This is a genomic window from Microcoleus sp. Pol1C5 (genome assembly GCF_036701115.1).
Taxonomy (GTDB): Bacteria; Cyanobacteriota; Cyanobacteriia; order Cyanobacteriales; family Microcoleaceae; genus Microcoleus.
This window is the reverse complement of sequence record NZ_JAUBQE010000062.1, coordinates 1-14,768: the sequence shown is the minus strand read 5'-3', so window position 1 is coordinate 14,768 and position 14,768 is coordinate 1. Positions and strand designations below refer to the sequence as shown.

The 14,768-nt window shown below is 46.1% G+C and carries 12 protein-coding genes; 6 read left to right on the top strand and 6 right to left on the bottom strand.

From position 1 onward, the window contains the following. Window positions 1-209 precede the first annotated feature (209 nt). On the top strand, window positions 210-476 hold the full coding sequence (locus tag QUA23_RS26555; RefSeq protein ID WP_333078867.1) for a hypothetical protein: 267 nt from the start codon (window positions 210-212) through the stop codon (window positions 474-476). Between the two features lie 256 nt (window positions 477-732). On the opposite strand, the gene QUA23_RS26550 is transcribed toward QUA23_RS26555, so the two are convergent. The 5 genes from QUA23_RS26550 to QUA23_RS26530 form a co-directional block, all read right to left on the bottom strand. Further along, entirely contained in the window at window positions 733-3,012 is a 2,280-nt protein-coding gene (locus tag QUA23_RS26550) for an AAA family ATPase (RefSeq protein ID WP_333078868.1), read from the bottom strand. Between the two features lie 165 nt (window positions 3,013-3,177). Beyond that, window positions 3,178-4,755, bottom strand: coding sequence for a polysaccharide biosynthesis/export family protein (locus QUA23_RS26545; RefSeq protein WP_333078869.1), 1,578 nt, complete (start codon window positions 4,753-4,755; stop codon window positions 3,178-3,180). A gap of 129 nt (window positions 4,756-4,884) precedes the next feature. Next, the gene (locus tag QUA23_RS26540; protein ID WP_333078870.1) at window positions 4,885-5,604 is read right to left on the bottom strand and encodes a cyanoexosortase B system-associated protein; all 720 of its coding nucleotides are present in this window, start codon (window positions 5,602-5,604) and stop codon (window positions 4,885-4,887) included. After that, a complete protein-coding gene (crtB, locus tag QUA23_RS26535) occupies window positions 5,604-6,479 on the bottom strand; it encodes a cyanoexosortase B (protein ID WP_333078878.1) in 876 nt (291 codons plus the stop codon). The genes QUA23_RS26540 and crtB overlap by 1 nt, the downstream gene beginning before the upstream one ends. Window positions 6,480-6,628: 149 nt before the next feature. Further along, on the bottom strand, window positions 6,629-7,768 hold the full coding sequence (locus QUA23_RS26530; RefSeq protein WP_333078871.1) for a DegT/DnrJ/EryC1/StrS family aminotransferase: 1,140 nt from the start codon (window positions 7,766-7,768) through the stop codon (window positions 6,629-6,631). A gap of 208 nt (window positions 7,769-7,976) precedes the next feature. Here QUA23_RS26530 and QUA23_RS26525 point away from each other — a divergent pair, with 208 nt between their 5' ends. From QUA23_RS26525 to QUA23_RS26510, 4 genes are all read left to right on the top strand, one after another. After that, window positions 7,977-9,014, top strand: a complete 1,038-nt coding sequence (locus tag QUA23_RS26525) for an NADP(H)-dependent aldo-keto reductase (RefSeq protein WP_333078872.1) — start codon at window positions 7,977-7,979, stop codon at window positions 9,012-9,014. Between the two features lie 180 nt (window positions 9,015-9,194). Beyond that, the gene (locus tag QUA23_RS26520; RefSeq protein ID WP_333078873.1) at window positions 9,195-9,392 is read left to right on the top strand and encodes a hypothetical protein; all 198 of its coding nucleotides are present in this window, start codon (window positions 9,195-9,197) and stop codon (window positions 9,390-9,392) included. A gap of 982 nt (window positions 9,393-10,374) precedes the next feature. Then, window positions 10,375-11,055 (top strand): DUF433 domain-containing protein, encoded by a 681-nt coding sequence (locus tag QUA23_RS26515; protein ID WP_333078875.1) that lies wholly within the window; start codon window positions 10,375-10,377, stop codon window positions 11,053-11,055. Then, window positions 11,039-11,416 (top strand): type II toxin-antitoxin system PemK/MazF family toxin, encoded by a 378-nt coding sequence (locus QUA23_RS26510; RefSeq protein WP_333078876.1) that lies wholly within the window; start codon window positions 11,039-11,041, stop codon window positions 11,414-11,416. The genes QUA23_RS26515 and QUA23_RS26510 overlap by 17 nt, the downstream gene beginning before the upstream one ends. Before the next feature lie 72 nt (window positions 11,417-11,488). On the opposite strand, the gene uvrB is transcribed toward QUA23_RS26510, so the two are convergent. Continuing rightward, window positions 11,489-13,501 carry an excinuclease ABC subunit UvrB gene (gene uvrB, locus QUA23_RS26505; protein WP_333037910.1) on the bottom strand — a complete coding sequence of 671 codons (2,013 nt, stop codon included), beginning with the start codon at window positions 13,499-13,501 and terminating at the stop codon, window positions 11,489-11,491. Window positions 13,502-13,681: 180 nt separating this feature from the next. Between uvrB and QUA23_RS26500 the strand changes: the two genes are divergently transcribed. Next, complete coding sequence (locus QUA23_RS26500; protein ID WP_333037907.1) at window positions 13,682-14,164, top strand: hypothetical protein; 483 nt, start codon at window positions 13,682-13,684, stop codon at window positions 14,162-14,164. Window positions 14,165-14,768 lie beyond the last annotated feature (604 nt).

The following is a 14,768-nucleotide window of genomic DNA, read 5'->3' as shown; positions in this document are numbered from 1 at the left end:
GTAGGCGGGTGTACAGTTAAATACAGTTTGAAGGCTGACAATGCCCGCAGCAGGTTTGATATTGGGGCAGCAACTTGGGCCGCAGGCATTCCCACCACCCGGTTAAATTCTGTCCCCCTGCTTGTTTTAGTCGGTTTTCAGGTCTAATATCTGCACGCGCCTGGGCGGACAGACTTTGTTGGCAACTTTTGGACTCTATGGAGTGGTTTATGACGGATGACGACGACCAGAAAGATTTACGCCGGGCCTCGGCTCAATCATTTTTTGAGTCCCTGGATGAATTGTTCGATTCTATAGAATCGAACAGCAGTCAAGCTGCACAACCTCAATCTCCACCGCATCAGGCTAAGTCTTCGAGTCAGCCGAAGAAGACTAGACCTGCGAAAATTAATTTGTCGGATTTTGAAGATGCGATCGCCGATTTGGAACAGTTTATCCAGAGCAAACACCAGAAACGCCCGGAATCCAATCAATAGTGCGATCGACTCATTTTCAAGTAATGACTGTTGAGCTTGACTTTTGACTGTTGACTGTTCACTGTTGACAAGCGAAAAATTTTAGACCGAAGTTCAAGCTCCCAGATTCATCTGTGGAGTCAATTTTTCAATCTCAAATCTCAAATCTCAAATCGACTGGCTGTTAACGGTGCTTTCGGCTTAAGCTGCTTAGGTTGCACCTACAAAATATTCACATTTGGTTGAGGATTGCTTTACAAGAATCAAGCCAAATAAATTATCTCAATTTACTATTAATAGCCTTGTTTTTAGGCTTTGACGGCTGTGGTAATTGCCTCGATCGCACTTCGATCGCGCGATCGCCGATCGCACTCCAAGGCAACTCCAATTCATCAAGATCATTGCGGAACTTCACCGGAATATCAGCACCGTTAATAATCGCTCCCAACAGCCGCGGCCCGGATTTATGCGACTCCTCATCCTCAGATTCCAGCAACTGATCCGCAGCCTCAGACAACATACTAGACAAAGTGTAACCAGGCCGCGCCACCAAAATCATACCGTCCGTGTACGGTTCCAGCGTCAGCGCGTCGTTGCACTCGCTCAAAGCCGGAGAATCCACCACCACAAAATCAAAGCGGTTGCGAACATCCTCAAACAATCTCCGCATTTCGCTTGATTCTAGTACGGCAGAGGCTTGCCGCAAAAAGCCGGGACTCGGCACAACGTATAGATTCTCTACCTCTGGAACCAAAAGGACGCACTCGCTAATATTGCCGTAATAGTGCAAAGGTTCCACCGTCGCCAGAGGATCTGCAGAAATTTTCAAAGATTCAACGTTAGAAGGCGATCGCAAATCTGCTTCAATTAGCAAAGTCCGTTTACCCGATCGAGCCGATGCAATTGCCAAATTGTAAGCACTAAAACTTTTCCCCTCCAAAGGCGCCGCCGAAGTCAGCAACACCACCTTCACCGGTTTGTTCCCGATCCGGCGCAAATTAGTACGCAACCGCTCGTAAAATTCCAAATAGGGAGAATTTGCCTCCAAGGCCAGCGGCATTATTTCATCGCCGTAGGAATCAAACACCGTCACTTCAGGCAAAACTCCCAGTATCGGCACCTCTTTTTCCACCAAAGCCGCCCGCACTTCTTCCCAACTGTAAAACTTGCCGTTGAGCATCCCCAACAAAAATATCAACCCCCCGCCCAGCAGCAATCCCACAAATCCGCCCACCGCCAGCATCACGGGCAAACCTCTCTTGTTTGACTCAACGTCATCAGTTTGCGGCCATTGGGCGATTCTCAAACTCCCCGTTGTCTCAGCTACCGCCGCCTCAGCATCTACCAAAGCCGACTGCATCTTGTCGTAGAGAGCTTTTTTGAACGCCACTTGTTGCGCTAACCGCGCTTGTTCTAACTGCTTGTTAGGGATTGTCGCGTGTTCTCGACGCAATTCTTTTTCAGTTTTCTCGATTCCTTGGAGTTGCTGTTGCAGCGTATCCCGCTGCGTTTGCAAAGCAATCAAAGTTTGAGCTAACTGCTGTCTGGCAGGATCTAAAGAAGAGTCTACCCGAATTCGAGCGGCACTTCTGAGCGGAGCAGCCACCCCGTTACCGCCGAGTACCTCAGATTGCCGCTGCTGCAACTGCTGCTCAAAAGCAAGTTTTTGTTTGAGCAATTCTACAATTTTCGGGTGTTCCTCCTGCAAGTCGCTGCGGAGAATTTTGAGCTGAGATTCGATCGAAAATAATTGTACTCGCAGTTGGGCAATAATTGGATCGGCAGAGAGTGCTTGAGCGACGTAAGCTTGCTCCACATTCAATCCCAAGCGCTCCTGCAAACTGTTAATTTGAGCTTCAATTCCTCCCAACTGCACGCGGAGTTGCCGCTGCTCCTGTTGGCTGCTGGTAATCGCTAGCGGCAAAGCACCGCTCTGAGCAGCTAAAATTGAAGTTCCTTCTCGTTTTTCGTAGGCTTCCAGTTTTGCTTCCGTCTCTCTGAGTTCCTGAGTTACTTTTGGCAAACGCTGGTTAATTTGGGTGATCGTTTCTCGCAGTCTAGAAGTATTAATACTTTTGCTGTGTTGGACCATTTCGTTCATCAGCGTCTTTACTACCGCTTCTGCTTGTTTACGATCGGCATTTTTGTACAATATTTGAATCAAAGCGCTGGGGTCATTATTCTTACTGGGCATCTTTACTTGCACATCTTTTGCCAGCTTTTTAGCCAAAGCTTGTACTTTTTCTGCCGCTTCTTCTTTGTTTAATTTTTGTTCCGGTTTGATGAGTTTTTCTGCTGCTGGTTCAACCACCCTTGTATCCAGCAGCATATCTTTAGTTATTTCTTGTCCTTCCTGTTGAATTTTAGTAGTAGTCGATGAAAAAATCACGCTCGGTCTGTCGTAGGCCAGCGTACCTATTGCAACGTAAACTGGCGCTGCCTTTGGCTGCAGGGCCACTACTCCCGACACGCCCACAGTCACCGCGAAAGTAGCCAGTCCCACCCATTTGTATTGGTCGAAAGCAATTAAATAACGTTTGACAACGGATAAAGTCATGACGATTTTAGATTTTAGATTTTAGATTTTAGATTGCTAATTGTTAACGATAACTAATGACTACTGACTAATTCTACCAATCCCCTAAAAACCTGCAACCGTAGGTTCGTGATCTAAACTCGTATCCTATAAATCATTGCCCATCGCCAATATAAAATGGTATGACTACCTATCATTACGTGACGGGCCGAACAAATCTGTTACCCCATTTCTCAACTGCTCAAAGAACAGAATAAATCCCAAAGTATCCCGGAATGGTCGAGTAAAAGTATTGATTACATAACCAATGCGCTCTACCAAATTCCTACCAATAACAATCACATCATTATCTTCGAGCATCGGGTTCTGAGAAACATTGCCCTCCAAAGCAGCTTTAGCATCTATCGAACGGTTGATTGCTCTACCTTGCTTTTCGTCGAACCGAATCAGGGCTATTTTCCGCAAGTTAGCAAGATTAACAGGCAAGTTGTTGAGAGCATCCAAAAACCTGCTGCCATTTTCTACGTAGAACGAGGTCAAACCACCACTAGCGTAACTCAAAACTCGAACGTAGATCCTGGGTTTAATCAGAGTAGACCGCGAAACAAGAGCTTGGTCGTAATCTAGGTTTTTGGTACTAGCGTCCAATTCCGGGATGACAATCACATCTCCTGATGCCAAAGGAAAATCGAACAAATCGTTAGCGTTTGCTAGGGGAGTGTAGAGGTCGATTGGTTCCTCCACCGAGGAACCGTCCATCAGCGTCCGCCGCACTCTTACCTCCCGTAAATCGGCTTTTCCCGTCACTCCCCCCGCAATCACCAAAGCAGCCGAAATTCGACCCGAACCCGCCGGAAGCGTGTAAAAACCAGGTTTGCTGACTTCTCCGGTAACAGTGATTTGGACGGGGACAGCAGCAGCAGCGAGGCTGTACCTAGATGCTAAATCTTGATCGGATTTGCGATCGGGCGTAACCTGTTTATATGGTACGACGATCGCATCTCCATCTTCCAAACGCAAATCCGGTGGAGCAATACCAGTTTGCAACGGTGTCAAAATATCAACAACTTGTTCAGCGACAGCACCTCCCGGCAGAGTCCGCCGCACCCGCACCGCCCGCAGTTCCGCCGTAGGATTAGTCCCAGCAGCCGCCGCCAGAGCCGCAGGAAGCTGGGGGGTTTGCAGCGGATAAAAACCCGGTCTTGCCACTTCCCCCGTCACCGTCACCACTACGGGGCGCTGAACCAGCAAAGCAGCCGAGACTTGAGGATTTTTAATAAATTGACCAAAGCGCTCCCGGAGGCGCTGCTGTGATTCTTCGACGGTAAGACCGCGCACATTTACTGTTCCGATTAGCGGCAGTACAATTACGCCTTCAGGGCTGATTGGACCTGTAAAACCTAGCTCTGGGAAGCGCTGAACTTGAACAGCAATCTGGTCTCCCGGGCCCAGGCGGTAGGGCCGATTCCGAAAAGCTGGGTTAATATCCCGGTTGAAATTGGCAGGCGGGGGTGGCGGGACCTGCAATGGCGGTGGCGCCACAAGCCGCTCGTCTCTTGGAACAACAGATTGAGCTAAAGCCGTTTCCGAAAAATTTTTGCTATTAAAACCCCAGAATACAGCAGCAAAAGATATAGTCCAAGCAGTTGAATACAGGCCTGCCAATGAAAAAGCGAGGCGATTTTTCATTGTGGATTTTTCCCGCATTTTCAGAGGATTTAAAAAAGTATTATTTTGAATAATGACGTGAGTTGTAAGTTTCATCTAAATATAGCGAGGAGAAAAAACAATAAGATATTTTATGGGCGAGTTGAATCCTGATATTTACTAGGAAGCAATTGATTTTGGCAAAATCGGCTCACGCCCTAGGCTGATTTATTTGCACCTACCTGCTTACTCAAACCGAAAAGTTTCTGTAATTAATTTAGCCTGAACACTTTCACCGAGAGATTCGAGCAAGGGTTGAGCTATCTTAATGTCGCCCTGCGGTTGAATGGGAAGGATGATACTGACAGCAACCCAAGAGGCGCGGCGGTTCGAGAGTCTAGCAATGCTGTCTTCCCAAAACCAGCGGCTGGTTGCTGGAGAACCCCCGTTAGGCCAAGCGTACCACTGCACGACAGCAAAAGTTTGTTGGGGAGTCCAGCTTCGGAAAAACCTCGCCTCGACAGTAGGCGGTGGCTGGTCGGGTATTGGTGCTAATTTAACTGTAAACCTCAAAGTACGATGAGAATCGGTTTGCCATCGGTGAAATCCATCGATATCTAGCCATTCCACTTGGGGCTGGTTTTTGGGGTAATTTTGAGGCAACAGCAATAAAATGGCAATTGTTTTATCCTTTTTAATTTCTTCCACTAACCATCTGTGAGTGCCAATTTGGACGTTATTCTGAACGGCTATAACCTGCCACCCAGGAATTTTTATCCCGTTTTGGCGCACACTTCTTAATTGCTTGAGGTTGGCAAGGGTTGGCGGGTTTGTCCAAGGCCACCTTCCCGTCGCGTAGCCGGGAATTGCTACTGCCCCAACTAATACCAGCAAAAACACCAGTACCATAATTTTAGATAATTGATACCGCCGCAGTAGTTTCTGTGCTGAAATCATCTGTTTCATTAATTGCCAGACTGACTTGGGAAATACTTTTCCATCCCGTTGAGGAGAAGTACCAATAACCCTAGTATACAAGCAGAATATAAATCTCCCCCCCATCCGGCGTGTAGCCAAATAAAAAGCGCCTCTCTGTCGGTTCCGTGAAAGTAAGTTAGCAAAGTATTGCGAAAAATGTTGGAAGTGATGCTAAGAATGGATGTAATCACTAAAAACAAAAGACTTTTTTTGCGAGAGTTCCAAACTCCCGTCCAATCCAGCAGAATTAAGCTGACGTAAAGACTGGTAAACAGCATTTTCAAGCCTGCACAGTGTGGAGCAACTTCTACAATGCGCTCGTTTACGTACAGATAAATTTCTTCCACTCTCACGTTGATACCAATCTTAATTAATATCCAGCCTGATGCTTCAGCAATGAATTGCTGTAAGGGCAAGGCGTAGGGTTCTATGAGGTAAGGAATGTGGTTCGGCGAGGCCAGAAATACGAACAAAAGCGGCATCGCCTGCAATTGTAAGCCGGGAATTCCTTTTAAAGATAAGCAAATGCTGGCCAGCATTAGGGGGAGGGATAAATTTACTAAATCGCTCAAGCGACTCAGATAAAAAAGCGTGGCTAGTACCAGCAAAAAGCCTCCCAAAGGATGCGGTGAGTTGGGCAAGCTGCGCCAGCACTTTCGGTTCATCCAAGCAATATAACCTGCGTAGGGCAAACCAATTAGTCCGTGGCTGAAATATTCGTGTTCGAGGCTGATGCTTTTGTTGAGCCAGCCGTCGTACCAGTGTACTAGCAGGGGGGCGTACAGCAGCACTAGGAGAACCGTGATACCTTCCGCCAGTAGGTATCGCTTGAAAACAATGCGAATTTTGCGCTGGATGTGCATGGTTTGAGAAGTTTTAAGATTGCCGCGCTGGATTCGCAACGCTTTCGGGTTTTAAACTGTGAGTTAAAGATTTGTTAATTCCACACCAAAACGCTTTGAGAACCGCACCCTACTGCTTGAAACACCTCCAGCATAAATTTTATGAACAATTAGCAATTCAATGATAGTACGATCGCCCGAACAACTTGCTCGATCTGAGTATTGCTCAATCCGGGATACATTGGCAATGATAAAATTTGTTGGCACAGGGTTTCTGCGCGGGGGAAGTCGCCCCGATTGCCTAAGTTTTGGTAGGCGGGTTGCAGGTGACAAGGTAGGGGATAGTGTATGCCTGTTTGAATGCCGTGTTGGGCGAGTTTTTCCTGAAGGGTGTTCCGGTCGATCGAGCTTTCCTCAGTAATTTTGATAACATAGAGGTGATAAATGTGACCGCTGCTGCTGTGGTTGGCGATCGGTACAATGCCTTTGTGTTTCAATGGTGCTAGTAGAGTATTGTAGTGTTGGGCAGCGTCGGTGCGATCGCGATTCCATTTTTCTAAGTAAGGTAATTTAATATTGAGCACGGCGGCTTGCAAATTGTCGAGGCGGCTGTTGGTACCGATTTCTGTGTGCAAATATTTACTGGGTGCTCCGTAATTGCGGAGAGTTCGCATTTTTTCTGCGAGTTGTGCATCGTTAGTAATTAACATCCCGCCGTCGCCAAAAGAACCGAGGTTTTTGCTGGGATAAAAACTGAACGCTGCTGCTTTACCAATGGAACCCGCGCGGTATCCTTCTTTGGAAGCTAGATGCGCTTGGGCGGCATCTTCAAATATGATTAAATCGTGGCGATTCGCAAAATCTAAAAGCTGCCCTGGCGATACCATTTGACCGTAGAGGTGTACGGGTATAATTGCTTTAGTTTTCGAGGTAACTGCTGTTTCGGCTGCTGTGAGGTCAATCAGGGCGGTTTCGGGGTCGCAATCTACAAGAATAGGTACAGCTTTGGCTTGGAGGACGGCGATCGCGGTGGCGATAAAAGTGTTAGCGGGTATGATAATTTCGTCGCCCGGATTAATGCCGCAAGCTTGGAGTCCCAGAGCGATCGCATCTGTTCCACAAGCCACTCCTACGCCGTATTTTACTCCTGAAGCTGCTGCAAATGCTGTTTCAAATTCTGTCAGTGATTGACCTAAAATAAAGTCTCCTTCCTGGATAATTTTTCCAATAGCTTCTGCTATTTGGGAGTGGATTGGCTGGTGTTGCAGGGAGAGATTTACAAACGGAACTTTTGGCGGGCGCTTACTCATAAACTATCGGAACCTAATTATTTATATTAACATTTAAGGGCAAATAGCTTTTAAAATATTTTAACCGCAGAGGGCGCACAGTAGCAGAGGGGAAATGGAGATTTTTTACGGAAGAGCTGCGCCTCATGTACTTTTTTTGACTCAGCAAATAAATGATTTTTTTTCGGTAATATAGAAGCAGATAATTTTGCAGCAAGCAATCGCAATCATGGAATACAAAAAACTCGGCGACAGCGACTTATCAGTATCGGAAATCTGTTTGGGCACGATGACTTACGGCCAGCAGAATACCGTTGAGGAAGCGGCCCAACAGCTCGATTTTGCGATCGATAGAGGCATCAACTTTATCGATACGGCAGAAATGTATCCCGTCCCTGGAAAGGCGGAAACTCAGGGAAAAACAGAGGAATATATCGGCGAATGGTTGGCGAAACAGCAGCGGGATAAAGTCATTATAGCGACTAAAGTGGCGGGCAGAAGCACTCGATTAAAGTGGATTCGGGAAGGGAAAAATCAGATCGATCGCCCAAATGTCGAAAAAGCCCTGAATGACAGCCTGAAGCGCTTGCAAACTGACTACATCGACCTGTATCAGATCCACTGGCCCGATCGCTACGTGCCGCTATTTGGCGCGCCGGATTACGACATCGCCCAAGAGCACGAAACTGTACCGATTTTGGAACAGTTAGAAGTATTTGCTGACTTAATAAAAGCTGGCAAAATTCGCTATTTGGGTTTGAGCAACGAGACGCCGTGGGGAGTTTGCGAGTTTTGCACGTTGGCGGAAAAACACGGTTTGCCGAAAGTTGTTTCGATTCAGAATGCTTTCAGTTTGAGCAATCGGACGTTTCACCTAAATTTAGCAGAAACTTGCCGCTTTAAGAATGTGGGATTGATGGCTTACAGTCCTTTGGGGTTTGGGATGTTAACGGGTAAATACTTGAATGGAATTCCCGAAAATTCTAGGTTGGCTTTATTTGCGGGATTTGGTCAGCGTTACGATAAAACTAATCTGAACGATGCGGTGAAAGCGTATGTTGAGATTGCGGGGAAACATGGGATAAGTCCGGCGCAGATGGCTTTGGCGTATGTGCGATCGCGCTGGTTTGTTACGAGCACAATTATCGGTGCAACAAGTCTCGAACAGTTGGAGGAAAATATCGGTAGTTTGGAGGTGAATTTGGATCGGGAGATTGTAGCGGAAATCGATGCGGTGCACGCTAAGTATCCGAATCCGACACCGTAAGTTTATTAGTAGGTTGGGTTTAGGTAACAAAACCCAACTTACCACTTTAATATCCGAAAATTACATAAACAGAACTTACGCACTCCGCCCAAGAAACCGGGTTTTTTAGTGAATCTGCGAGCTGTAACGAAGTTTTATCGCAAAAAACCCGGTTTCTGAGTTCCCCTGCGTAAGTTTTAGTTGAGGAAGTTTGCAACTTCTGGTTGGGAAAAGGTTTTTGAATGCGATCGCACTCAAGTATTAGATGCGCTGAGAGGTTTTCTTCAGGAAGTGATGCAGCTAGCTGTAGATAAGGGTTACATCACGCTGGAAGAGAAGGAGGAATTTATTCGTCCGGCTTTTGCTAGCAGTACGGATGCTGTGGTATTGAGCAAGTAGTTGGTTTGGGTGGTGTTAAGGGCGCTCGGCCTTTTTTAAAATAATGACGGACAAGTTTCAATCCCTAATAAATATTTAGGTTAACTGCATTTTTAAAAGTTCCGTCCCACATCTTGCTAAATGTATCGGTTTCAGTCCCTAATAGAGATTTAAGTTAATTGCCACTCAAAAACGCACCCCGGTGCGCTTTTGACAGAGAATAAAGCTGTTTCAATCCCTAATGGGGATTTAGGGTAATTGTGGCTATGCAGGATTTAACGCTAAATACCCGCTTTGCGGTTTCACTCCTTAATTAAGTTAATTAATACCTCACATTCAATTACTATCTCATTTCCTATCCTGTTTCGTTTTTCTCTATCCCGTTTTCCTGTACTGATAACACAGGATAAACAAAAAAGATTGATAATTTATCGCAAAAATTTTGTTGACTACTAGCCAGCTAATGTGCTAATAATAAATAAAGAACGTCCCTACTACTTGGAGGTGTTAAGGACGCTCTATTCAAACAATGAATTCTAGAACTGTAGTATTGAACTGCATTAACCCGTTCTCAGGATTCTGGATGTTATTTAATTTATGCAAAATAATGATACCACAAAATCACGCGCGAACGCTACTCGAAAAGCTGCTCGATCATCCTCATGGTTGGGAGATAGCCCGTATGGTTTATGGGTCATACCCTAGTCAAGAGCTTATACTCTCGGACATTCAGCGCGGTATGCAAAAACTCAAAGACAGAGTGACTACCTTAGAACGCTTACACTCTGAGGATGAGGATCGGAAAGATAAAAACCGTGGATGGGAATACGAGTCAGATTCCTGGGATAACAATGGTTCATCAAAAGCGGACTCCTTGGAACGCGAATATTCATCCGAAGAACTAGGAAGCTGGTAAAAAGTACGATCGCCCTTCCCATCCAAAAAATACGACAATGATAAAGGGCGATCGCACTTCACCCTAAAATCTTTCTCAACTAAACCCATGAGTACAATTCGCTTACAACTAGCCGAATACTTGAAATGTCGAGGTTTCACCCCCGAAAACTTAGTCGAAGCTGTGGGCGAAACACTCAATCCTGAAACCGTATACCAACTGATCGAAAAAGCCGAAAACCTCAGCCACCTAAACTTATCCGTCCTAGCCGCCATTATAGATGGGTTGAGCAAACTCAATGGTTTTCCCGTTGGCATCGCAGAAGTGCTAATATTTTTTCCTGACATTTCCGAGGAAGCATTGGCAAAATCGCCTTGGCGTCAACTTTACCTCGTCGATAATGAAATTCCCCCCTATGATTGGGGAGATGTAGACCCCCTCGAAGGCACAAAGCCTGTGCGTTTTATTCCGGGAGTTGGAATGGTAATTCTCGACAATCAAAGTGCAACGACTAGCAAAGAAGATACCCAGCAATTTACTAGAATTACCTCCGATTCACAATTCATGGCGGGAAAACCTTGCATTCGCAACTTACCCATACCAATTGAAACTATCATCTCAATGATGGCGTCTCACTATTCGATAGCAGAAATACGCCAAACTTATCCAGAACTTGAAGAAGAAGACTTTAAAGAAGTTCTAGCCTATGCTGCGTGGCGGATTAAAGAAACAAACCCGATCGACCTTGGCAATAAAAAGGTAGAGAAAATTTGTGAGTCAGCCACCTAATTTTTTGCAGGTGAGGGCTGTAGTGCTAGTTAACTTCCCGGCTCAAATTCCCCCCGGTCGCGAACAGGAAAACACTCGACCTGCGGTAATTGTAGCTTTGCCAAATGTCACAGGAATAACGCGGTTTTCGTTGGTAATAGTTGTTCCCTTGACGACACAACAAGGAGATTGGGCGACACGAAACTCAACGCTATATCCGCAGCTTCAGGCGGGAATGGGAAACCTACGCTATGACTCTACTGTGTTGCTGGATCAAATACGCGCTGTAGACATAAAGCGTGTTTTGGGCTACCGAGGAGATTTAACCGCAGAAGAGTATCAGCCGATCGTCAATCGACTAAAAGCCATGTTAGGCTTTTAAATTCTCCCTTCATCAGCGTTTATCTGCGTGCATCTGCGGTTAAAAATCCCCCTCAATTCCCTGACAACAAGCTTAATGTCCCAATAGCTTATCCCGCAAATGCTTAATCCGATCGCGCAATTTACCCGCCTCCTCAAACTCCAACTTCTTAGCTGCCGCCTTCATCTGCGCTTCCAACCGCCCGATTAACTGAGGAATCTCATCCAAAGATAACTCGTTTACCTGTTCGTAAACCTCCTCCAACTGCTGAGAATTCAGCTTGCGCGACACATCTAAAAATGCCAAAATCGCATTACTCGATCGCTTTTTCGCGATCGGCTGCGGCGTAATCCCGTGCATCTTATTGTACGCTAGCTGAATCCCCCGGCGTCGATCCGTTTCGTCGATCGCCTTAACCATACTATCCGTCAAATTATCCGCGTACAAAATAGCCTGTCCCTGAACGTGCCGCGCCGCCCTTCCAATCGTTTGAATCAACGAACGTCCCGATCGCAAAAACCCCTCTTTATCCGCATCCAAAATTACCACCAGCGAAACTTCCGGCAAATCCAAACCTTCCCGCAGCAAGTTAACACCAATCAATACATCAAATTTACCATCCTGCAAATCTTGGATAATTTCGATGCGTTGAATCGACTGAATTTCCGAGTGCAAATACCGGACTTTAATAGCCCTCTCCTGCAAATATTCGGTTAAATCTTCCGCCATCCGCTTCGTTAAAGTCGTCACCAACACTCGCTCGTCCCGACTTACTCTCTCCTTGATTTCCCCCAACAAATCATCAATTTGTCCTTCCGTCGGGCGCACAAAAATTGTCGGATCTACTACTCCGGTAGGGCGAATTACTTGCTCTGCAACTCTGCCTTCGGATATTTCCATTTCCCAATCGCCAGGCGTAGCAGAAACAAAGATGCACTGATTCTCTTTTGCCCAGAATTCCTCTGCTTTTAAAGGGCGGTTATCGGCCGCGCTGGGCAAGCGGAAACCGTGTTCGATCAATACTTTTTTGCGCGCTTGGTCGCCGTTGTACATCCCCCGAATTTGCGGCACTGTGACGTGAGATTCATCTATCACCAACATCCAATCTTTCGGGAAATAATCAATCAAACATTCTGGCGGTTCCCCCGCATTTCTCCCTGCTAAATGCCGCGAATAATTTTCGACTCCGTTGCAGTAACCTACCTCGCGCAGCATTTCCAAATCGTAGCGCGTGCGCTGTTCCAACCGCTGAGCTTCTAATAGTTTACCCTGTTTTTCAAATTCTGCCAGTCGGTCTTCTAATTCGAGTTCTATCCCTTGGCAAGCAGCCTCTAATTTATCTTCTGCCGTGACAAAGTGGCGCGCTGGATAAATATTTAAAGCCGTTGAACTTTGCAGGATTTTACCTGTTACGGGGTCAACGTAGCGAATGGCATCAATTTCGTCGCCGAAGAATTCGACGCGAATAATTCTATCTTCGTAAGCGGGGCCGATTTCCAAAACATCGCCTTTGACGCGAAATTTGCCTCTGCCTAAATCTATATCGTTGCGGCTGTATTGAACGTTGACTAAATCTCGCAAAACTTGTCGCTGGTTGACTTCCATTCCTACTCGCAAAGGAATAGCCGCTTTCAGGTATTCTGCGGGCATTCCCAAACCGTAGATGCAGCTAATTGAAGCAACTACAATTACGTCGCGGCGTTCAAAGAGCGATCGCGTGGCTGAGTGTCGCAACATATCGATCTCGTCGTTAATTGCTGCTGTTTTCTCAATGAAAGTATCGGTGACGGCGATGTATGCTTCAGGTTGGTAGTAGTCGTAATAACTCACAAAGTATTCGACTGCATTGTTCGGGAAAAAATTTCGCAGTTCGTTGCACAGTTGAGCTGCCAGGGTTTTGTTGTGTGCTAGGACTAAGGTGGGTCTGCCAACTTTTTCAATCACCGAGGCAATGGAGAAGGTTTTGCCCGTACCTGTAGCGCCGAGTAAGGTTTGAAATCGATCCCCGGCTTCGATGCCTTTGACAAGTTGCTCGATCGCTAGCGGTTGGTCGCCTGTGGGCTGGAAGGGCGCTTGCAATTGAAAAGATGCTGCCGCAGTTACCATAGGAAAATGTAGCTATTACCCATAAATCTTAACAAAAATGCAGAGATTCTGCAATTTCGTTAAAAAAATAGTTAGACTTTGTAATATTATTTTAATCATCGGCCGAAATAGAAAGCAGAAAGCCCACAAAAGCAGTTGTCCGAACCCAGCAATCAACAGCAATAAACGAGGAAAAGAATTATGGATACGAGGAGCACAGGTACAGGCAAAGGCAAAGCGATCGCCCGCCGCGGCAAAGGAGGTTCCAAAAGCCAACCGACAGAACCCACGGATGCCAAAGCAACAGGAATTCAACTTTATCAGCCGCCACACCTGCATGACAACCGCCCCGTGGGGCCAGACGATTTTACCATCAGCGAGATCGTCTCGATATCGGGGGAGCGCCCGATCGGCACTAGCACCCTGCACATCAGCGAAACCTACGGCATTGTAGGCAATCGCCCGGTCGAATCCAGCGACTTTGAAGTGGTTGCTACACTCGGCAATCGCCCGATCGGTTCCAGCGCCATGCAAGTCAGCGAAATGTTCAGTATGTCCGGTGCCCGCCCTATTGGCATCAGCACTCTGCACATTGATGAAGTTTACTCCACAATGGGAGGAAACCGCCCTATTGCCTCAAACGAAATTGACGATAGCTCGGCATTAATGGGCTTCTTAGATTAATTAGTCATTAGTCATTAGTTATTAGTTTTTCGCTGTTAACTAATGACTGATTAAACTTTTTATACAAGTTATTGAGGAACCGGATCGAGCAATTGAATCGTCTCAAGTGATTTATTTAAACCTGCCAATTTTAATAGTCTGCGTTGCGGATTTATGGTATGAACAACTCAATCTGCAAAAAATGAAACAAGCGCTTCAGGGAGCATCTCAAGGAAAGCAGCCAAGCCCAAAATTGGAGTTAGGAGCCAGGAGGAAAGAGTAAGAAGGAAGAAGGAAGAAGGATGGAGCCAGAAGAAGTGTTTTTACAAATAAGAGATGCTCCCGCGCTTCAGAACATTTTCGGAATTTCCCAGTTATCTATTTTCATCCCGTGATTCATCAACGCCCTAGAAGTGATTTTTACCCTAAATGAGAGGGAATATCAAACCGTGTCTATTTGGATTATTCGTCATGGTCAAAGTCAATCCAATGCAGGGTTGGCAACTATTGGACCCCATGAAAACGCCTTAAGTGAATTGGGCGATCGACAATAGACATCTCCCAAAACTCGCAAAGCTTATCTGGCAAAGGCTTTGCGAATTATAACTCTTCTCAAAAATCTCTG